21 protein-coding genes are annotated in these 20,055 nt (G+C 67.1%); 13 read left to right on the top strand and 8 right to left on the bottom strand.

Annotated features, from left to right (window positions below):
• The first annotated feature begins 9 nt into the window (after positions 1 to 9).
• Positions 10 to 876, top strand: a complete 867-nt coding sequence (locus ABD301_RS15390) for a TIM barrel protein (protein ID WP_163567755.1) — start codon at positions 10 to 12, stop codon at positions 874 to 876.
• A 365-nt stretch (positions 877 to 1,241) separates the two neighbouring features.
• The gene (locus tag ABD301_RS15395) at positions 1,242 to 2,546 is read left to right on the top strand and encodes a hypothetical protein (RefSeq protein WP_344310901.1); all 1,305 of its coding nucleotides are present in this window, start codon (positions 1,242 to 1,244) and stop codon (positions 2,544 to 2,546) included.
• A gap of 2 nt (positions 2,547 to 2,548) precedes the next feature.
• Here ABD301_RS15395 and ABD301_RS15400 read toward each other — a convergent pair whose 3' ends face one another.
• A complete protein-coding gene (locus ABD301_RS15400; RefSeq protein WP_344310903.1) occupies positions 2,549 to 3,571 on the bottom strand; it encodes a questin oxidase family protein in 1,023 nt (340 codons plus the stop codon).
• A 57-nt stretch (positions 3,572 to 3,628) separates the two neighbouring features.
• Between ABD301_RS15400 and ABD301_RS15405 the strand changes: the two genes are divergently transcribed.
• The 4 genes from ABD301_RS15405 (at position 3,629) to ABD301_RS15420 (ending at position 6,819) form a co-directional block, all read left to right on the top strand.
• Entirely contained in the window at positions 3,629 to 3,931 is a 303-nt protein-coding gene (locus ABD301_RS15405) for an ArsR/SmtB family transcription factor (protein ID WP_163567751.1), read from the top strand.
• Positions 3,932 to 4,011: 80 nt separating this feature from the next.
• Positions 4,012 to 5,022 carry a substrate-binding domain-containing protein gene (locus ABD301_RS15410; protein WP_344310906.1) on the top strand — a complete coding sequence of 337 codons (1,011 nt, stop codon included), beginning with the start codon at positions 4,012 to 4,014 and terminating at the stop codon, positions 5,020 to 5,022.
• A gap of 10 nt (positions 5,023 to 5,032) precedes the next feature.
• Positions 5,033 to 6,013, top strand: coding sequence for an ABC transporter permease (locus ABD301_RS15415; RefSeq protein WP_163567750.1), 981 nt, complete (start codon positions 5,033 to 5,035; stop codon positions 6,011 to 6,013).
• Positions 6,010 to 6,819: an ATP-binding cassette domain-containing protein gene (locus tag ABD301_RS15420; protein ID WP_344310909.1), complete on the top strand. Its 810-nt coding sequence runs from the start codon at positions 6,010 to 6,012 to the stop codon at positions 6,817 to 6,819. Before ABD301_RS15415 ends, ABD301_RS15420 begins: the two co-directional genes overlap by 4 nt.
• Positions 6,820 to 6,830: 11 nt before the next feature.
• Here the strand turns inward: ABD301_RS15420 and ABD301_RS15425 are convergent, their stop codons facing one another.
• On the bottom strand, positions 6,831 to 7,280 hold the full coding sequence (locus ABD301_RS15425) for a pyridoxamine 5'-phosphate oxidase family protein (RefSeq protein ID WP_163567749.1): 450 nt from the start codon (positions 7,278 to 7,280) through the stop codon (positions 6,831 to 6,833).
• Positions 7,281 to 7,390: 110 nt separating this feature from the next.
• On the opposite strand from ABD301_RS15425, the gene ABD301_RS15430 reads away from it, so the two are divergent.
• Entirely contained in the window at positions 7,391 to 8,320 is a 930-nt protein-coding gene (locus ABD301_RS15430; RefSeq protein WP_344310911.1) for an AraC family transcriptional regulator, read from the top strand.
• A 98-nt stretch (positions 8,321 to 8,418) separates the two neighbouring features.
• Here the strand turns inward: ABD301_RS15430 and ABD301_RS15435 are convergent, their stop codons facing one another.
• The 3 genes from ABD301_RS15435 to ABD301_RS15445 all read right to left on the bottom strand — a co-directional run bounded on the left by ABD301_RS15435 (position 8,419) and on the right by ABD301_RS15445 (position 10,540).
• Positions 8,419 to 8,889 (bottom strand): DUF6319 family protein, encoded by a 471-nt coding sequence (locus ABD301_RS15435; protein WP_344310913.1) that lies wholly within the window; start codon positions 8,887 to 8,889, stop codon positions 8,419 to 8,421.
• A 166-nt stretch (positions 8,890 to 9,055) separates the two neighbouring features.
• On the bottom strand, positions 9,056 to 9,592 hold the full coding sequence (locus tag ABD301_RS15440; RefSeq protein ID WP_163567747.1) for an orotate phosphoribosyltransferase: 537 nt from the start codon (positions 9,590 to 9,592) through the stop codon (positions 9,056 to 9,058).
• Between the two features lie 30 nt (positions 9,593 to 9,622).
• Positions 9,623 to 10,540 carry a hypothetical protein gene (locus ABD301_RS15445; RefSeq protein WP_344310915.1) on the bottom strand — a complete coding sequence of 306 codons (918 nt, stop codon included), beginning with the start codon at positions 10,538 to 10,540 and terminating at the stop codon, positions 9,623 to 9,625.
• A gap of 233 nt (positions 10,541 to 10,773) precedes the next feature.
• Here ABD301_RS15445 and ABD301_RS15450 point away from each other — a divergent pair, with 233 nt between their 5' ends.
• Both ABD301_RS15450 and ABD301_RS15455 read left to right on the top strand, forming a co-directional pair.
• Positions 10,774 to 11,940 (top strand): acyl-CoA dehydrogenase family protein, encoded by a 1,167-nt coding sequence (locus ABD301_RS15450; RefSeq protein WP_344310917.1) that lies wholly within the window; start codon positions 10,774 to 10,776, stop codon positions 11,938 to 11,940.
• A gap of 23 nt (positions 11,941 to 11,963) precedes the next feature.
• The gene (locus tag ABD301_RS15455) at positions 11,964 to 13,169 is read left to right on the top strand and encodes an acyl-CoA dehydrogenase family protein (RefSeq protein ID WP_344310919.1); all 1,206 of its coding nucleotides are present in this window, start codon (positions 11,964 to 11,966) and stop codon (positions 13,167 to 13,169) included.
• A gap of 265 nt (positions 13,170 to 13,434) precedes the next feature.
• On the opposite strand, the gene ABD301_RS15460 is transcribed toward ABD301_RS15455, so the two are convergent.
• Positions 13,435 to 14,325 carry an LLM class F420-dependent oxidoreductase gene (locus ABD301_RS15460; protein ID WP_163567743.1) on the bottom strand — a complete coding sequence of 297 codons (891 nt, stop codon included), beginning with the start codon at positions 14,323 to 14,325 and terminating at the stop codon, positions 13,435 to 13,437.
• 73 nt (positions 14,326 to 14,398) lie between these two features.
• On the bottom strand, positions 14,399 to 15,178 hold the full coding sequence (locus ABD301_RS15465; protein WP_163567742.1) for an SDR family NAD(P)-dependent oxidoreductase: 780 nt from the start codon (positions 15,176 to 15,178) through the stop codon (positions 14,399 to 14,401).
• Between the two features lie 91 nt (positions 15,179 to 15,269).
• On the opposite strand from ABD301_RS15465, the gene ABD301_RS15470 reads away from it, so the two are divergent.
• From ABD301_RS15470 to ABD301_RS15485, 4 genes are all read left to right on the top strand, one after another.
• Positions 15,270 to 15,770 (top strand): DoxX family protein, encoded by a 501-nt coding sequence (locus ABD301_RS15470; protein WP_344310922.1) that lies wholly within the window; start codon positions 15,270 to 15,272, stop codon positions 15,768 to 15,770.
• A 116-nt stretch (positions 15,771 to 15,886) separates the two neighbouring features.
• Complete coding sequence (locus tag ABD301_RS15475) at positions 15,887 to 16,303, top strand: DoxX family protein (protein WP_344310924.1); 417 nt, start codon at positions 15,887 to 15,889, stop codon at positions 16,301 to 16,303.
• Positions 16,304 to 16,397: 94 nt separating this feature from the next.
• Positions 16,398 to 18,008, top strand: coding sequence for a sensor histidine kinase (locus ABD301_RS15480; protein ID WP_344310926.1), 1,611 nt, complete (start codon positions 16,398 to 16,400; stop codon positions 18,006 to 18,008).
• Entirely contained in the window at positions 18,005 to 18,670 is a 666-nt protein-coding gene (locus ABD301_RS15485) for a response regulator (protein ID WP_344310928.1), read from the top strand. The genes ABD301_RS15480 and ABD301_RS15485 overlap by 4 nt, the downstream gene beginning before the upstream one ends.
• Here ABD301_RS15485 and ABD301_RS15490 read toward each other — a convergent pair.
• Entirely contained in the window at positions 18,573 to 20,009 is a 1,437-nt protein-coding gene (locus ABD301_RS15490; protein ID WP_344310930.1) for a nitrilase-related carbon-nitrogen hydrolase, read from the bottom strand. The genes ABD301_RS15485 and ABD301_RS15490 overlap by 98 nt on opposite strands.
• Positions 20,010 to 20,055 lie beyond the last annotated feature (46 nt).

Raw genomic sequence — 20,055 nt, forward strand, 5'->3', positions numbered from 1 at the left:
AGGAGCCACATGACAGGGTCGAGAATCGCGGCAGCGCCGATTTCGTGGGGGGTGTCCGAGGTGCCCGGCTGGGGCTATCAGCTGCCGCCCCGCCGGGTGTTGGCGGAGATGCGCGAGCTGGGTCTCGCGGCCACCGAAGCCGGTCCGGACGGATTCCTGCCAGCGGCCGGGCCGGCCCTGCGCGAGGCGTTGGAAGCCGAGTCGCTGACGCTGGTCGGCGGGTTCACCCCGCTGGTGCTGCACGACGCCAGCCGCGACTGGCGGACCCCGCTCGCCGAGTGCATCGAGCGCTTCAAGAGCGCCGGCGGCGATTCGGTGGTGCTGGCCGCTGCCACTGGGTTGGACGGCTATGACGTACGACCGGAGTTGACGACCGCCGAGTGGGACCAGCTGCTGGCCACCGCGGACGCCGCCGTCGCGGTGTGCGCCGAAGCCGGGCTGGCCGCGGTCCTGCACCCGCATGTCGGGACGGTTGTTGAGCAGCCGGCCGAGATCCAGCGTGTCCTGGACGGCTGCGGCATCCCGCTCTGCCTGGACACCGGGCACGTGGCTTGCGGCGGCGGAGATCCGGTCGCGCTGGCCACCAGGCATCCGGAGCGAGTCGGTCACGTACATATGAAAGACGTCGACGAGGAAAAGGCGGCTCTCGTAGCCGGCGGCAAGCTTGCTTTCAGCGATGCCGTCACCGACGGTGTCTTCCGGCCTCTTGGCGCCGGCGATATAGACATCGCGGCGGTCGTACGAGCGTTGAGCGGTGCCGGTTATCAGGGCTGGTACGTCCTCGAGCAGGACATCAAACTGGCCGGTGCGCCCACCGGTGACGGGCCCAAGGCCGATGTGGCGGCCAGCGCCGCCTATTTGCGCTCCCTGCTCTGAGATTTTCCGGGACGGGTCCCGGCGCTGCGCTCCTATTCTGCCGGAATGACGTCCTCTGGTTGACCGGCCGGCAGTCACCGCCGGATATGTCAATGACAGCGCTAAAACACTGCCGACCGGCGGCACTCTCACGGCGGCCGCGATCGGTGGGCGGTCACGCCCTGGGCCCGATGCCCGGCACCTGTTCCGTCACGATGGAATGCGACATTCATCCGAATTTCATGGCCGCCATCACACCGCCGAACGGTGTACGCGCAACGGTCGCCACGGACATCGACTGCAGCGTGCACGATCCTGACTATCCGTGCTGACCTGTTCTTCCCATTCGGCCTCCGACGGAATTAGTTGTCCCTATCATGACCACCATGAACGACTCTGGGTGGAAACGCCCTGACGGGGAAGAGTCGACCGGCGAAGAGCCTGTCGCAGTAGTGCCAGAAAAGGCGGACGCTGCGGCGCCGCCGGATCAGGTTTCGCCGGCTGCCAGTCCCCCGGCCGACACCCCCGCGCCGGATGTGCCGTTGGCGCCAAACCCGCCTGACATCCCTTTGCCGGTGAGTGGTCCGGCCGTCGTGCCGGCGCCGATGCCGTCGTTCGCAAAGTCGGGGAGCCGCCCGCCGTACGTGCTGCTGGCGCTCACCCTGACGGCGTGGGTGGTGGTGTTGGTGCTGGCCATCGGCGCATTCCCGGCCATCTCGTTCTACCGAGCCACTCACGACGGCACGGTTCCGTTGGTGACCAGCTTCCTGGACGCGTTGCGTCGCAAGGATGTGGCCGGCGCATTGCGGATCGCCCGGCCGACCACCCAACCGGATCTGAAACGGGAACAGTTTCTGGACAAGGGCTTCCTGCGTACGGACTGGAAAGTGACCTCGGCGGTCGAGGCTGGCGATCCTTTTCCGCAGAACCAGACGGTGGAGCGGCTGGTACGAATCAAGATCACCGCCGCCGACGGCACTTCCTCCACCGGCAGCATTTATCTGGTCGCGGATCCGCATCCGCCAGTCGGACAGCCGGGTTGGCGCATTCCAGTCCCGTACGCACAGGTCACTCTGGACTCGCCGCAGGCGTTCGAATATCTCACTCTCAATGGGAAAAGGGCGACCTCGGTGCCCGGGCCGACGCTTTTCCAGGTTTTCCCGGGCAGTTATGTGCCGCAGTCGCTGGAGCCTTCGATGGTGACCTCCGCTGATCCGCCATTGATTGTGGCCACCGCAGGATATTCCGGTGCCGGAGTGGCCACCCTGCCGATGGAAGCCACCCTCACGCCGGCAGCCAGCCACCTCTACGAGCAGCAGATCCGCACTCAGCTCAATATCTGCGTACGCTCGAGCGCGCTGGCTCCGCAGCCGAACTGCCCGTTCCGACTGAATGATCCGACCACCTTCCGCGATGGCACGCTGATCGGCCACTTCAGTGCCCTGCGGTGGAAAATCAACTCTTTCCCGGCCCTGGGCGATCCGGTGCACGCGCCGGACGGCTCCTTCATCGTTGACACGACGACGCCGGGTGAGGCACAGGTAGACGGTCAAGGAGTCGGGGTCAATAACGGCGACCAATATGGGATTACCGTGCCGTGCGAGATCACGGCGCGCTATCTCGTGATGCCAGCCCCGCCGAATGCGTTGACCGTCACACTGGAACAGGAAAATCCGGCGCCTGCTTGCTGACGTCAGCCGGCCGCATACATTCCACGGCTGGCCGCGTGCAAGTAGACCGGGTCGGGCGACTTCTGGTGTTCTCGCAGGCATGCCTCGGCGAGTTTGATGGCATGCGCGTCACCGCTCGCGACCGCGGCGGCCACCGAGACAGCGGGCTGCTGGCCGGCTCCGGTGGGCGGCTCGTCCTGCGGTTTTCCCTGACCAAAGGCGGTGAAGAGGGTCGCGCCGACGTGCCAGAGCGCGTCGTGGCTGGGCCGCCAGAGAGCTGCCGGCAAAAACGGCAGGATGGATCGTACCGCCGTCGGGGCGGTCACCGCGTGCACCAGGCCAATCGGGCTGTTCCGTCCATAGTGGACGTACACGTCGGCGAAAGTCCTTGTCAGGGTGCCAAAAGCGGCATCGATCGCGGCCGGGGGGCGAAGCTCGCCGACCGCTTCTTGGAATGCCGGCGAGGTCACCACCGGCGCGACCTGCCCGGTGATCAGCTCGGCGTCGGCCACTTCGACAGCGGGCATCGCCGCCAGCGCCTGCGCCGGCGACCGCGAACCGGACCCGAGTTTTCCGCCGGGCAGCTCGAAATACCGAGCCGCCCAGTAGGCCAGGCCGGTCGCCAGTTCGGTCCGTCGGTATGGACTGGCCGCGTCGTCGGCGAGGCCGCGGATCGCTTGTGACGTACGGATAACGCCGTGTGTCGCGCCGGCGATCATGCCAGGCAGCAGTCGGGGCCACCACTGCGCCACCACGTCCCGCCACGGCGCGGAGGTGAGTTGGTCGACGAAATACGCCTGCCAGTCGCCGACCCGGCGGTAGTCGCCCAGCGCGTCCCGCCAACCCTCCTCGGTGATCCGGGCGGCCGGTCGCGGTCGCTCGTCGAGTTGGGGCAGATAGCCGTCGACCCAGTGCTCCACGTCATCGTCGCAGCCGAGCCGTACCAACGCCTCCACCACCATCGGGCCGTGGTTGCTCAGCCCGCCGCGGAACTCCGGGCCAGTTGCGGACAGCCGGTCGAGCGCTTCGTCCAGCACAACGTTCATAGCGCCTCTCCTATATTGAGAATCAGCTATATAGGGATATGGCGTTAAGCTAGCACCGTGCTCGACGAAGTGGAAGTCCTCAAGGCGCTGGCGCACCCGGTCCGGCTCGGCATCGTCCGCCGGCTGGCGCGCGAGCCGGACACCTGTGCCTGCGATTTCACCGACTATTTCGACGTCGCCCAGCCGACCATTTCGGCGCACCTGAAGGTGCTCCGGTCTGCTGGAGTGGTCACCACCCGCCGAGAGGGCACTACTATCTGTTACTCACTCGTACCCACCGCGGTCGAGTTGGTGGCGGGGATCTTCGAGGCGGTGCTGGCGGACGTACGAGCCGACAAACCGGTGCCAAACCACACCTGAGCGGCCCCAGTTGCCGGGAGTGATCCGGGCAACTAGCGTGCCCGGAGCCTGCCCGTGTCGTACGGACTCCGGAGGTCTGAATGGGACTGCGCGTCAGTCGTACGCTGGCGGTCACCGTCGTCGCGGTCTTGGCTCTGTCCGGGTGCACCACACAGCGCTACTGGGGTGGCACCAGCACCGCGGGGCACGGCGGGCCGGCCAAGATCGGGTTGGTGACCAAGACCGAGACCAACCCGTACTTTGTCGTGCTGCGCCAGGCCGCGAAGGCCGAGGCAGCCAGTAAAGGTGCTTCCTTTGTTGCCTTGGCTGGAAAGTTTGATGGCGACAACGACGGTCAGGTGACCGCGATCGAAAACCTCATCCAGCAGGGCGTCACCACCATCCTGATCACGCCGAACACCGCGAGCGGGGTGCTCGGCGCGATCGCACAGGCCCGGGCGCGCGGCATTCTGGTCATCGCGCTGGACACCGCCACCGAGCCGGCCAGCGCGGTGGATGCCACCTATGCCACCGACAACCAGGCCGCTGGCCGCCAGCAGGGTGCCTATCTCAAGGCTGCCCTGAAAGGCGCGCAACCGCACGTGCTGATGATCGACGGCACGGCCGGCGCCACCGTGGACACCCAGCGCCATAACGGATTCCTGCAGGGCATCGGCCTGACCAACAGCTCGCCGGCGATCCTGGGGCACCAGTCCGCCAATGGTGACCAGAACAAAGCCCAGCAGGCGATGGAAAACCTGCTGCAGCGCAACCCCAACGTCAACGTCGTCTATTCGATGAACGAGCCGAGCGGCCGCGGTGCGTACGCCGCGATCAAGTCGCGTGGACTGGCGTCGAATATCACCATGGGCTCGATTGACGGCGGTTGTGAAGGCGTTCGAGATGTGGCCGCCGGCCAGTTCGCCGTCACGGTCATGCAGTTCCCGCGCAAGATGGCGATCGAGGGCGTCGACGCGGGCGTCGCGTACGCCGCTACCGGTGCCAAGCCGAGCGGTTTCCACAACACCGGTTCAGCGGTCATCACGGACCGTCCATTGGCCGGTATCGAGAGCCAGAACACCACTTGGGGCCTGAAAAACTGCTGGGGATAAGGAGCGTGCAATGACGGCTGCGCTTTCCAGGCGTACCAGCCTCGGTGAGCTCTTGCGCCGAGCGCCGGCGATCGGGCCGGCCCTCGCGCTGGTCGTCGCGGTCATCGTCTTTTCGTTGACCACCAAGACCTTCTTCGACCTGGACAACATGTCCCTGGTGTTGGAGCAGTCGCTGGTGGTGGGCACTTTGGCGCTCGGCCAGACACTGATCATCCTGACCGCTGGCATCGACCTCGCGAACGGCTCGATCGCCGTGCTGGCCACGCTTTTGATGGCGAGTTGGGTAGCCGCGGGAATGCCCGCGGTCCTGGCGCTGCTGGTCGGCCTGGCCGTCGCGACCGCGCTCGGCGGGGTCACCGGCGGGCTGGTCACCAGCATCCGGCTGCCACCTTTCATCGTGACACTGGGAATGTTCAGCATCATCACCGCGCTCAGCCTGATTTATGCCGGCGGCCAGAGCATCCAGGTCCACAGTGGACTGTTGAGCTATCTGGGCACCCGGCGGTATTTGTTCGGCGGCATCGAAGTCACGTACGGGATGACGCTCGGGCTGATCATGGTCCTTTTCCTCTGGTACGTGTTGACTCGTACGGCATGGGGAAAACACGTCTACGCGATCGGCAGCGACCCGGAGGCGTCCCGGCTGTCCGGCATTCACGTTCGGCGAACCCTGCTCAGCGTCTACCTGATCGCCGGCCTGGTGTACGGGATCGCCGCCTGGCAGGCGCTCGGCCGGGTGCCCAACGCCGACCCGAATGCGTACCAGAACGCCAATCTTGAGTCGATCACCGCGGTCGTCCTCGGCGGTACGAGTCTTTTTGGTGGCCGGGGCGGAATCTGGGGCACCCTGCTGGGCGCATTGGTGGTGTCGGTGTTGCGGTCGGGGCTGACGCAGGCCGGCATCGACGACCTCTACCAGGACGTTGCCACCGGCGTACTCGTGATCGCCGCGGTGGCGTTGGACCGGCTGGCCAGGAGGCAGCAGCGATGACCGAACCCGTGCTCACCGGCCGGGGCCTGGTCAAGCGCTATGGCCATGTGGTCGCGATGGACAACACCGACTTCGACCTGAACCCGCGCGAGGTGCTCGCCGTCGTCGGCGACAACGGCGCCGGCAAGTCCACGCTGATCAAAACCCTTGCCGGCGCGGTGATCCCGGACGCGGGCGACATTCGACTGGACGGCAAGGTGGTCCGATTCCACGGCCCGTTGGACGCACGCCAGCACGGCATCGAGACCGTCTATCAAGACCTCGCCCTCGCGCCCTCGCAGGATATCGCGACGAATCTCTTTCTTGGCAGGGAAAAACGCCGCCCAGGTGTGCTGGGCAGCATTTTTCGAATGCTGGACGCAAAATCCATGCGTACCGAAGCGTCGAAGATCATGGCCGAGCTCGGCATCGGCATCACTTCGGCGCAGCAGACCGTGGAAACTCTCTCCGGTGGCCAGCGGCAGGGGGTCGCGGTGGCCCGCGCGGCCGCTTTCGGCACCCGGGTGGTGATCATGGACGAGCCGACCGCCGCGCTCGGGGTAGCCGAGTCCGCGAAAGTGCTGGAACTGATCGGAAAGATCCGCGACCGCGGCCTCGCGGTCGTACTGATCAGCCATAACATGCCGCATGTTTTCGAGATCGCGGACCGTATACATGTGCACCGCCTTGGCCGGCGGGTGGCGCTCGTGTCACCCAAGACACACGGGATGACACAGGTCGTGGGGCTGCTGACGGGCGCGTTGGAAATCGACGCCGACGGCAACGTGGTCGAGGTCAGCGAGGCGGTCACCACCGGCCTGTCGTGACCGGTGGTCACTCACGGGGTGGTGTGGAGCTCCCCGAGTTTCTCCTCGGCCATGCTCGACCAGAACTTCGGCCGCATCCGGATCAGCAGCGTGGGCCTGGCCAGGTTGCTCGTGACGAACTCCCGCGCCTCCTCCGGCCACAGGTAGCGGGCCGCCATCGCGGTCGCCACCTCGGTCGGCACCGGCTCTTCCCACCCGGTCACCGGACCCTCGGCGGTGACATAGCGGTACGGCCGATTGGTCCGCTGCACCGAGAGACTGAACCGGCCGGCGGCCTTGATCAGGCCGACCTTGACCATGCTCGGCTCAGTCCAGACCAGCACCTCACCGCCGGGTGTGTAGTCGTACCAGATCGGGATGGTCAGTGGGGCGCGTCCGGGGCGCTCGACTCCGAGAACTCCGACATACGGCTCGGCGAGAAACTGCTCGCGTTCGGTCACGGTCAGTGATGTGATGGACATGGACGGCTCGCTTTCCAACGACGGGTAACTGATTCCAGTCAACCGAGCCGATGCGAGACGAGCTATGTCTGGAAGTCTCCTTTTGATGTCTGCGCGTCTAGCATGTCAGCGTGGATGCCCTCACAGACCTGCTTAGCTCGGCGCGCGCGGAGGGCGCGTTGTTCGGCCAGACCTACCTCGCCCCGCCCTGGTCGCTGCGGTTCGCGGTCGAGGCGCCGCTGACGCTGGTGACGATGGCGCGCGGTACGGGTTGGCTGGTGCCGCCGAACGGCGAGCCGGTACGACTGGCGGCCGGCGACATCGCGATCGTGAACAGCACCGAACCATTCACCGTCGCCGACCCGCCTGGCACGCCGACGCAGGTGGTGGTCCACCCGGACGACCGCTGTACCAACCCGGACGGAACCGGCATGGACGAGCTGCTGCACCTGGGTCCGCGTACCTGCGGCCTCACCGCGGACGGCCCGTCCGTACTGGTCACTGGCACGTACCAGGTCTCGGGTGCGGTCAGCCGGCGACTGCTGGATGGACTTCCGTCGGCACTGGTCGTACCTGCCGTGGACATCCGCTGCCGAGTCGCGGAGGTGGCGCTGTTCGAGATCGGCGTCGAGGAGCCCGGCCAGCAGGTCATTCTGGACCGGCTGCTGGACGTGATGCTGGTGTCGGCGCTGCGTGCCTGGTTCACTCGCCCCGGAGCCAACGATCCTGGCTGGTATCGGGCGCTCGCCGATCCGGTCGTCGGACCGGCTTTGGGCCTGTTGCACGAAGATCCGGCATATCCGTGGACGGTCGGACTGCTGGCGGAGAAGGTCGGTAGCTCCCGGGCGGCCTTCGCGCGGCGGTTTCGTACGACCGTCGGCGAGGGACCGATGAGCTACCTCACCAGTTGGCGGATCTGTCTCGCGGCGGATCGGCTGCGGGACACCACCGACACGGTGGATGCGGTCGCCCGGCGAGTGGGTTACGCGAACGCGTTCGCGCTGAGTGTCGCCTTCAAACGCGAATGCGGCGTCAATCCGACGGCCTTTCGGCGCGGATGAACGAGATTCCGGGTGGATACGGCGCATCCACCCGGAATTCGGTCGAGCTTATCTTGGGTCGAGTTTCTTGACCCGGGGTCTGGAACGGCGGCCTTGGCCTAGGCCTGGGAGTCGCCGTCCAGGTTGGCGAGGGCCTCCTGGGCGGCGGCGAGCTCGGCCTGGAGCTGTTCCACCCGGGTGCGGTGCTGTTCGCGGGCGGTTTCCAGGATGCCGTCGATCGCCTCGGCGATGTCTGGGTGCAGGTCCTTGGCGGCCGCCACCACGGCGGCGGCGGAGACGGACAGCTGGGGCACCACCCGGGTGGTGCCGTGGACGACCTCGGCCTGCCAGTCGGCGCCGTCCTGGGACCCGGTCACGGTCAGGGTCAGGGCGACCTGCCGGGTCTTGCGTGCCGCGGTCTTGCGGGGGCGGCCGCGGGTCGGTTTCTCGGCGGCGTCGTCCTCGGCCGCCTCGGCGGGCATGTCCGCATCTCCAGCAGCGGTGACCTGCGCCGGGGCCGAAGTCTCAGCGGCCGCGGCGGCGGCCACCGGCGTGTCCTCGGAACGCTCGGTCGGGCTCTGCTCGGCCATGTTTTCCCTTCCATGACGGGTGATGTGACTCGTGTCGCCGTCCGCAACACACTCGGCGACGGGGCTGGAGTCGTCGACGTCCGATCGACTCCAGCGCGGCACAGAATACGCTGTCATTAGTACGAGTGTTCGATAAGGGTGGGTCCGGCGTGTCGCGACCGAGCGATCAGGCGAGTCCGAGGTCCTCGCGCGAGAAGGCGTACCGATAGTCCAGGCCAGCGGCTCGTACGGCGGCGCCGGCACCGCGGTCGACCACGACGGCCACGCCGCAGACGGTCGCCTCGGCTTCCTTCAGCGCCGCCACGGCGGCCAGCACGCTGGAGCCGGTGGTGGAGGTGTCCTCGACCGCCAGCACCTGCCGGCCGGCCACGTCCGGGCCCTCGATCCGGCGCTGCAGGCCGTGCGCCTTGCCTTCCTTGCGGACCACGTAGGCGTCCAGCTTCCGGCCGGCCGCCGAAGCCGCGTGCAGCATGGCGGTCGCCACCGGGTCGGCGCCGAGGGTGAGCCCGCCGACCGCGTCGTACGCCCAACCGCCGGTCACCTCGAGCATCACCCGGCCGATCAGCGGCGCGGCCGCGTGATGCAGGGTCACCCGGCGCAGGTCAACGTAGTAGTCGGCCACCGCCCCGGACGACAGGGTGACCCGGCCGTGCACCACGGCGAGGTCGCGGATCAGGGCCAGCAGCTCATCGCGATCAGACACCCTGGCAGCCTATCGGCCGGGGAGAGGGTGTTATTTCGCTGGTTTGTTGCGGAGCCAGCGACCGGTTGCTGGTAGGAGCAGCAGCACGGCGGCCGCCGCGGTCAGCAGGATGAGGATGCCGCTGAGGGCGCTGTTGAGGGTGTTGTACGCGGCCGAGCCCTGCAGTCCGCCGGTGGCCAGGAAGGCGATCTGCGCGACCAGCCACAGCCAGGCGAGGATCTCCGCGATCAGCCGGGCCTTGCGCTTGCGGCGCATCACGAACAGCGCCACGATCGCGACGACCAGCGCGTACACACTGGAGACGCCGCCGAGCACGTAGATCAGGATCTGCACGAGCTGCCCTACTCCGGAGGGCTCGAAGCCGGCGAACGTCGGCGACTTCACCGTCTCCGCGACGATGCTGTCCTGGTTGAGCAGCATCAGGCCGAAGCTCAGCAACGCGACGGCCAGCCCGGCGAGCAGGCAGATGACGGCGGTGTTCACCGTGCCCGGCCGGACGTTCGAAGGCGCGGCGGGCGGCACCGAAGCGGGCATCGCCGGCATGCCGGCGGCCGGCGATGCCGGCGCCCACGGAGCCGCCGGGACGGCAGCGGGCTGGCCGGCAGCCGGCGCGGCACCGGGCTGGCCAGGCACGTCGAAGCCGAGGTCGCCGGTGTACTGCGCGGAATACTCGGCTGGGTCGTAGTCCTCGCCATAGCCGTCGTACGGCACTCCGCCGGAGCCCTGCTCCGGATACTGCTGTGCGTAACCGGCTTGGTACGGCACATCTCCGGTGGTCTGCCCGGTGTAAGACGGCTGGCCCTGCTGGTACGGCGTCTCGCCGGTGGATTCCACCGGCGCCGGTTGGTACGGCGGTGGGGGCGGCGGGGTCCCCGGATCCACCGCGCCGTCGCCGGTCGGCGGAATTTGACGCGTCGGGCCGGCGCCCTGGTCCTTGTTGTACGACACCGAAGATTCCCTTTCACAGCGCGGCGTGTCGAGCAAGCCGGTCCGGGTCGACGCAGTGGGATGAAAGTTGCGTTTCGTTGGCCATCCGGATGATGAACGGTCGTGGCGGGACCCATCCCGGCTGGTGCGGATACTAGCCTAAGCAGCGGCTGCGTACCCTGGCGCCAAAGTTGCCCGGGCTGGCCGGGACGTTGCCCGAAAGCGCACCTGACGGCCAGATAGGGAGGAAGCGAGTGGATCTGTCCGACACCGCCGACGAGGCGGCCTTCCGGGACGATCTGCGCGGCTGGCTGGCCGCGAACCTGCCGGCCGACTGGGGGCAACGCGCGCCGCAGGCCGGACGCTGGGACGAGGACTTCTCCCGGACGTGGAGCAACAAGCTCTTCGGCGCTGGTTATGCCGGCCTGACTTGGCCGGAAGCCTTCGGCGGTGGTGGGAAGCCGCCGGCCTACCAGGCGATTTACCTGGAGGAGACGGCGCGGGTCGGGGCGCCGGACCACATTGGCGTGATCGGCCTCGGGATGGCCGGCCCGACGATCATCGCGCACGGCACCGACAAGCAGAAATCCCAGCACCTTAAGGCGATCCTGTCCGCCGAGCAGATCTTCTGCCAGGGCTTCTCGGAGCCCTCCAGCGGCTCGGACCTGGCCAGCCTGAAGACCCGCGCGGTCCGCGACGGCGACCATTTCGTGGTCAACGGTCAGAAGGTCTGGTCGTCGTACGCGCACATCGCCGACTACTGCATCCTGCTGACCCGGACCGACCCGGACGGGGAAAACCACCGGGCGTTGACGTACTTCCTGCTCGACATGCGCACCGAAGGTGTGACCGTACGACCGTTGCGGCAGCTCACCGGCGACCCGGAGTTCAACGAGATCTTCCTGGAAGACGTGCGGATTCCGGCGGAGTGCGTGGTCGGCCAGGTCGGCGCCGGCTGGCGGGTGGCCATGACGACCCTGCTGCACGAGCGCGGCACGCTCGGGTTCGCGCTGACGGCCCGGCTGGACGTGTCGCTGCAGAACCTGATGGCCACCGCGCGGCGGACCGGTGCGGACGCCGACCCGCTCACTCGGGACCGGATCGCCAGCCTGTGGATCGAGATGCAGGGGCTGCGCTACACGGCTTATCGCTCGCTGGCGGCGCTGGCCCGTACGGGAGTGCCCGGCCCGGAGGCGTCGATTACCAAGCTCCGCTGGTCGGAGACCAACCAGCGACTGACCAAGCTGGCGCTGGAGTTGCTCGGCCCGGACGCCCAGATCGACGGCGAGGACGGTTTTTGGTCCGGCTACTGGCAGTATCAGCAGCTGCGCAGCCGGGGGAACACCATCGAGGCCGGCACGTCGGAGGTGCTGCGTAGCATCGTCGCCGAACGCGTGCTCGGGCTGCCCCGGTCACGCTGAGCCAGGCCAAAGGAGCGTCCACAGTGGATTTCGCCTTCTCCGACGAACAGGAGACGTTGCGTACCACCGCGCACGACTGGCTGGCCAAGCGCTGGCCGGTCGAGCGGGTGATCGCCTGGACCGGTGAGAAGGCTGCCGCCGAACCAGCGCAAAAGCCGACGGAACCAGCGGAAAAGCCGGTTGAGAAGGCAGTGCAGAAGCCGGTTGAGAAGGCCGCGCGGAAACCGGCGGAGAAGGTGGTGGAGAAGCCGGCTGCGAAGGTTGAGGAGAAAGCGCCCAAGGCGGCCGCTCCTGACACGCCGGACAAAGCCTGGGATGAGCTGAGCCAACTGGGCTGGCTGGACGACGAGCTGACCGTTTTGGATCTCGCGGTGATCGCTGAGGAGGCCGGCTATGGCCTGTTGCCGGTGCCGTGGCTGATGCACGTGTCGATGGCCGCTCCGGTGCTCGGCGGCCGCGGCGGCAAGACCTCGACGATGGCCTGGGCCGATCATGGCGCGTTGACGCTGGCCGCCGCGGCGACCGCGGTGGACTGCCGCGCCGAGGAGGCCGGCGACGGTTGGCGGCTGTCCGGCGTCAAGACCCGGGTGCCGGCCGCGTCGACCGCGCATTACGTCGTGGTGGTCGCCCAGGCCGAGGCTGGCGTCGGACTTTTCGTCACCCGCCCGGATCCGCGCCGGCTCCGCCAGCTCTCCACAGTGGACACCACCAGGCCATATTCGGAGCTGACCCTGGACGGCACCCCAGCGGAGGTGGTCGTTGCGCCCGGCCGGGCCCGCCCGGTTCTGACGGCCGTACGCCAACAGACCGCGGCGTTGCTGGCCTGCGAAGGCGTCGGCGTGATGCAGCGCGCCCTGGACACGGCCGTCGCGTACGCGAAGCAGCGGGAGCAGTTCGGCAAGCCGATCGGCTCGTACCAGGGCGTGTCGTACCAGCTGGCCGATGTCTACACGGACCTGCAACTGGCGCGGTCGCTCGCCTACCGGGCCGCTTGGGCCGTACACACCGGCGCCGAAGAAACCGAGGAGGCCGTTGCGGCCGCCTCGGCATGCGTTTCCGAGGTCGCCCCCAGTGGCTGCGAGCGGGCCATCCAAGCCCTTGGCGGCATCGGCTTCACCTGGGAGAACGCCCTACAACGCTGGTACAAGCGAGCCCAGTGGATCGCGTCCTGGGAAGGCTCGGCAACCAACTGGCGGGAAGAACTGGCCTCCTGGCTCCTGGACGCCTGACATTTCCGGCCGCCGAAACCCCGGTGCGGCTCAAAACTGTCGTACCGATGCTGTTTACTAGCCCCCTCCCTTAAACGGGCGGGGGGTGGGTTTGAGGACCGACGTCCAACTTAAAATTCAGCCCTTGCCTCTCGACCCACCCCCCGCCCCTCTGAAAGGGAGGGGGCTAGAAAACCAGGTGGGTACGACAATTTCGCGCCGCACCTAGGGGTTTGGCTCGGTGAGCTTTGAGGTTTTTCGCGGCCACCTTGCGGGTGCGACGGCGTTACTTGACCGCGTCGATGACGTGCGCCATCTTCTCGGCCAGGTGTTGGTGGACGGAAATGTACGAAAAGCCGTAGCGGTCCCGCCGCTCATGCAGTTGGTCGACGATTTGCTGGACTGTCCCGACCAGCACCATCGGCGTCCGCAGGATCTCCTCGGCGGGCATCCCCTCGAGCGTGTCGGCGGCCAGTCTGGCGACGGCCGCGTCTCGGTCGTCGGTGATTTCCACGGCTTGTACGAGCACGTTCAGCTCGATCTGGTCGAACCGGTCGCCGGCCCGCTCCCGGATGAAACCGATCCGCTCGTCCGTCTCGGCCGCGGTGGCCAGCCGGAACGTGCCCGGCGGCTGCCCTTTCTGCTGCCACAGGCCGCCGTAGCCGAAGATGTCCGCGTGCTCGGCGGCCACCTCCAGCATGCCGTCGCCGGTGCCGGCCAGCAGCAGCGGCGGTCGGGGCCGTTGCACGACGGCCGGCCGGTGGTCGAGGTCGGTGAGCAGCCGGTCCAGCTCGATGATGGTGTCCCGCAGCCGGTCCGTACGCTTGCCGACCGGCTCCCACTCGATCCCGGCCTGGTCAAACTCGGACTTCATGTGGCCGGCGCCAAGGCCCAGCTCCAGCCGACCTCCGGACAGCCGGTCGACGCTGGCCACCTCGCGGGCCAGCAGGGCCGGGTTCCAGAAGCCGATGTTGAGCACCAACGTCCCCACCCGGAGCCGCTCGGTCGCGTCGGCGGCGGCCATCATCACCGGGAACGGCGAGGGGGCCTGTAGGTGGTCGGGTAGGTGCAGCGTGTCGAACCCGCTCCGCTCGGCCCACCGACAGCGCTCGACGAACCGCTCCCGGTCGTCGATTTCCCGGGTGTTGAGGCCGAACCGGAAAGCGCGCTGCGTCATCCGCCCAGCCTAAGAGGCGTCGGGAAACTGTGGCGGCCGATAGCCGAGCCCAAACGCACTCTAAGGTGGCCAGTCACTTCCGGACCCGGGTGGAGCGGATCATCGCCGCGTTGATGACCGGCCGCGGCAAATGCCGCAGCAGCCCGGCGATCGCCTTGTAACGTACGGTCGGAACGCTGACCGTACGACCGCGGCGCAGGTCGTCCAACGCGGTCGCGACCAGCGCGTCGGCGTCCAGCCACATCGCGCCACGCCGGTCGCCCACGTCCAGGCCGGCTCGTTCGTGGAACTCCGTTCGCACCAGACCTGGACACAATGCCATCACTCGTACGCCGGAATTTCGCACCGACAACTGGACCGATTCGCTGAACGCCGTGACCCAGGATTTCGTTGCACCATAAGTAGATCCAGGCGCGGTCGTACCAAATCCAGCCACCGAAGAAACATTAATGACTGATCCGTTGCCGCGCGCCACCATCGGTGGCAACGCTGCATGAGTGAGCCGGAGCACCGCCCGTACGTTCAGGTCCAATTGGCGCAACTCGTCGTCGAGGCTGTTCTTCAGGAACGCCCGGGCCAGCCCGATGCCGGCATTGTTGACCAGCAGCCCGATCGGATTGTCCACATCGGACAGTCGCTGCTCGACCGCGGCGCAGCCGGTGTCCTGGGTGAGGTCGGCCGGCAAGACCGACGCCGTGCTGCCGTACGCACCGCGCAGGTCTGTGGCCAGCTTTTCCAGCCGCATCCGGTCGCGGGCCACCAGCACCAGGTCGTGCCCGCGCGCCGCCAATGCGCGGGCGAAGGCCGCGCCGATGCCGGCCGTTGCGCCGGTGACCAGAGCCGTTTGCGTCATGCCAACGACGGTAGCCGGCCGGTACGTTTGGGTGATCGCAGCCTGGGGAACTCTGCCCAGAAGCGCGAATTCCGGCCTGGGAGAGAAAATCATGAGCATTGTCCGCAGAGTCGCCCGACCACTGCTTGCCGCCGTTTTCATCAAGGAAGGCGTCGTCGCGTTGCGGGACAAGGACGCGGCCGCGGAGCTCGCGGAGGGTTTCGGTGCCCGCATCGCGCGGCCGCTCGGCTTGGAGGAGACGCGTACGGACGTGGTCGTACGGGCTAACGCGGGCGTTCAGATTGGTGCCGGTGTGCTGCTGGCCACCGGCCGCTTCCCGCGGTTGGCGGCGGTCGCGCTGGCCGGCTCGCTGGTCGCCACCACTATCGCCCGTGACTCCTTCTGGTCGGCTCAGTCGCAGGACCGGCCAGCCAAGCAGGCCCGTTTCGTCACGGACCTCGGACTGCTCGGCGGCGTACTCCTGGCCGCCGTCGACACCGTCGGCCGCCCGTCCGTCGGCTGGCAGGCCCGCCGGGCCGCCAAGCAGGCGAAGAAGGTCGCCGCTCATGCCCGGGACGCGGTGGCTGACCGGGTCAGCGACCTCTCCAGTTAGAAAACCGCAGGTCACGGCCAGTCATTCGACTATAAGCACATTGACAATTTTTCTTGTCTTGACAAATTTGACTTTCCTTGCGAGAGTCTGCTCATCCAGCTGAAAGGACCACTGAGATGAGCAGCACCGCAGTACGGACCACCGGCACCCACCGCCGCGGGCTCAACGTCACCCTGTGGGTGCTCCAGGGGGTGATCGCCCTGTTCTTCCTGGTCGCGGCCGCCGGGCCGAAACTGCTCGGCAACCAGTACGCGATCGACATGTTCACCCAGATGGGCGCCGGCCAGTGGTTCCGGTACGCGATTGGACTGCTGGAGTTGGCTGGCGCGATCGGGCTGCTGATTCCGCGGCTGTCCGGCCTCGCCTCGCTCGGCCTGGTCGGGCTGATGATCGGCGCGGTCGCCACCCAGGTCTTCGTCCTACGCGCCCCGGCGATGGTCGTCACGCCAGCGCTACTGGGCGTCATCGCCGCGCTGATCGCCTGGGGCCGCTGGTCGCAGACCAAGCGGCTCGCGGCCATGGTCAAGCGGTAGAGCGCAACACCCCAAAGCCCCGCTCGCCCACCGCGAACGGGGCTTGACTTTCGGCAGTGTCGGGCCGCCCTGCCGCGCGGGTACGTTCAGCGGCATGGACGGCGTAAGGGAGCTCTATGCCGGCCGCTCGGGCCGGCGCCGGCTGCTGGTCGACGGCTTGCTGCTGGCCGTCGTCACCGCCGCCGCCATCATCGAGGACCGGTCAGCGCTGCTTTGGTGGGTGATTGCGGCGAGCACCGTGGTGACGGCGGCGATCCTGGTCGTCGGCCGGATGCACCCGCTGGTCGCGATGTCCGCGTCGGCGGCGTTCAGCCTCGCGTACGCGCTGTGGCAGGCCGTTCACCACGGTCCGTTCCTCCAGTCGTATTTGCTGATCACTGTTGTGACGAGCTGCCTGGCCGGGCGCCGGTTGGCCGCGACGGGCCCGGCGCTGCGGTCCTTCGCGGCGATCACGGTCGCCGCCGTGGCGCTCACTGTCGTCGTGGGCGTCGCGACCGGCGCGCCCACGATGGTCACCACTGGTGGCCTGCCGGGCTGGGTGTCGGCGCTGACGATCGTGGCTTTCTTGCTGGTAGTGCCCTGGCTGGCCGGTCGATATCGGCGGCTGCAAACGGAATTGGCGACGGCTGGTTGGGAGCGGGCCCGGCAGTTGGAGCTCCAGCAGTGGATGATCGCCGACCGGGAGCGACTCGCTGAGCGCACCCGGATCGCCGATGACGTTCACGACTCGCTCGGTCACGAGCTCAGCCTGATCGCGCTCCGGGCCGCCGCATTAGAAGTGGCGGACTTACCCGAACATCATCGCGCCGCGGCCACGCAGCTGCGTACAGCGGCGGCTAGCGCGACCGAACAGCTGCGCACCGTCATCGGCATGCTCCGCGAAAACGCCGACCACGCACCTCTCCAACCGGTTCGCGAAAGCATTGCCGAGCCGGTGGAACGAGCGCGTTCGGCCGGCATGGACATCCAGCTGGAGCTGGTCGGCCAAGCCCCGGGAATCGCGCCGTTGACCGGCATCGCCATCGGCCGCGTCGTGCAGGAAGCGTTGACCAACGCGGCGAAGCACGCGCCAGGAACAACCGTGGTCGTTCGAGTTGAGCACACGTCCGCCGAAACTTTGGTCACTGTCCATAACAACCTGTCGACGGGCGAGCCGGCGGTTGGCAACGGACGTGGGCTGATCGGGTTGGCGGAGCGGGTACGACTAGCCGGCGGGATGCTGCGGGCCGGGCCACTGGGGCCCGTTTTCGAAGTGTCGGCGCGATTGCCGTACGAGCCGGGGAAAGTCTCCGCTTTGGCCCATGAGCCGCCGCCACCAACCGAGGTCACTCGCCTGCAGATGCGCCAGCAGCTGGTCAGGACCGTCGGCACCTCGGTCGCGATCACCGCGGCCGCGGTGATCCTCGTGCTCGGCGGCTATTTGGTGATTTCCTACGATAGTGTGCTTCCGTCCGAGCGCTATGCCCAGCTCGCGGTCGGGCAGAGCCAGCGTACGGCGACGGATTCGTTGCCCTGGATGCAAATGGTCGACTGGCCGGTCAAGGGTCCACCGTTCGACCACCCTGGCTGGGACTGTCGTTATTACCGTACGAGTTTCGAGCTCGCGGCCGTACACACCGCCTATCGTCTGTGTTTCGACCGAGACCGGCTGGTGGGCAAGGGCGTTGTTTCCCGTACGACTGGAAAAGAGAGCACCGCCAAGTGATCCGACTGCTGCTTGCCGACGACGAACCGATGATTCGGGCCGGCATAAGGGCGATTCTCTCCGCTGACGCCGATATCGAGATCGTCGCGGAGGCGGCCGACGGCCGCGCCGCCGTCCAGTTGACCCAGCGACACCGCCCGGATGTCGCGCTGCTCGACATCCGGATGCCCCAGCTGGACGGGTTGGCCGCGACGATGGAGATCCGCCGTACGACACCCAACACTGGGGTGATCGTTCTGACGACTTTTGGCGAGGACAGCTATATCGCCGACGCACTCGGCAATGGAGCCAGCGGCTTCCTGCTCAAGTCCGGAGACCCGCGCGAGTTGTTGGCCGGCATCCATGCCGTCGCGGCTGGCGCAGCCTATCTTTCCCCAGAGGTGGCCAAAAAAATCATTGCTGAGCTGAATTCCTCCGGCGCTGCGGCGAGAAAGACCCGGATCGCGACGGCCCAGCAGCGGGTGGAGCAGCTCACCAACCGCGAGCGCGAGGTTCTTTCGCTGGTGGGCTCCGGTCTGTCCAACGCCGAGATCGCCGGCCGGATACATGTGGTCGAAGGCACGGTCAAGACGTATGTGAGTGCGATTTTGTCGCGTCTGGCGGTAAAGAATCGAGTTCAGGCGGCGATTGTCGCCTACCAGGCCGGGCTGACCGACGACTGATCAGAACCAGGACGAGCAGAGCGACGAGACACAGCCAGGCGAAAAGGTCGCCGAACAACCGGTAGATCGTTGCCGCACTCCTGGTCGGAACATCGGCCACCAGAGTTTGCGAAGCGTTGGTGGAATAGTCGCTGTAGGCGATGGTCCGCCCCTGGAAGTCGGTCACCGTGGCGACGCCGTTGCTCGCCTCTCGTACGATCGACGTGCCATCCTCAATCGCGCGGATGGTGGCCAGCTGTGCGTGCAAATCTGCGAATCCACTCCAGTCATTCGCCGGCACGAGCAGAATGTCGGCATTCGCTTTTCCCGCGAGGGCAGGGAAATCCAGGTCATAGCAGATAAGAGTCCCGATTCGACCGTACGGTGTCATGAGTGTTGGCGCTGGCTCGCCGCCGTCCACCATACCTTCGCTGGCCTCCTGTGGGGTCGGATGCGCCTTCTCGTAGTCCCAGCCGACCTGCCCAGTTGGAGTCAGCAGGATCGCCTTGTTGCGCAGCAAAGGAGCCCTGTCCGACACGACATTGAGATGCATGTCCACGTAGATGCCCGAAGTCCGCGCCACCTGTCGTACCCGATCGATCAACGCCGTCTCGGTCGCTTTGGTCGCGTAGCCGGATTCTTCTGACCAAACGACTATTTTCGCGCCGGCTCGTGCTTCTGTCTTCGTACGCGCGATCATCTCCGCGTTCACCGTCTCGAAAGCCGCTTGCGAATGCGTGGACCAGACTGCTTGCAGGGTCTTGCGTTCTGGGCTGATTCCGGCCACCCGAACGGTCGGGGAATTCGGTGCTGTCCAGGACATTCTGGCCGCGCCAAGGCCAAGCACGGTGACCAGGACCGACGAGTAGACGAGTACCGGTCTGAGGAGTTTCCGTTCCCAGCCAACGTTCGCGATCGAGGCCAGCCAAGCGATGAGGAAACTCACGCCGTACGAGCCGGTCACCGTCGCCAGCTGTAGAAGCGGGAGACTGCCGTACTGGGTCGCGGCGAGCGAGCCGTAGTTGCCGAAATCGGTGATGGCCTGGAAGCCGTACTCGGCGGCGACCCGCCCCAGCGGGAACAGCAGGCTGCCCAACAGCCAGCCGAACCTGTGCGCCAGCAGGCGGTCGAGCACATACGGCAGGCTTGCCAACACTGCCAGGAAAAGAAATGCGAACAGCACTGGCAACGAGAAAAGCAGGCCGGTCGTACAACACCACACAAGCGTCCCGACAACGTTCACGCCCAGCACCCAGAGTAGGCCGGTCAGCGGCTTGGACGAGCGGGTGAAGCGGAGCAGGAAAATCGAGAACAGCCATCCCGCAACGGGAAGGTCGGCACCGGTATGCAGGGCCAGCACGGACCCGGCGGCGCCCAGAACGAGCCATCTTTTTCGGTCACCAGCC

Source organism: Fodinicola feengrottensis (assembly GCF_039530045.1).
Lineage (GTDB): Bacteria > Actinomycetota > Actinomycetes > Mycobacteriales > HKI-0501 > Fodinicola > Fodinicola feengrottensis.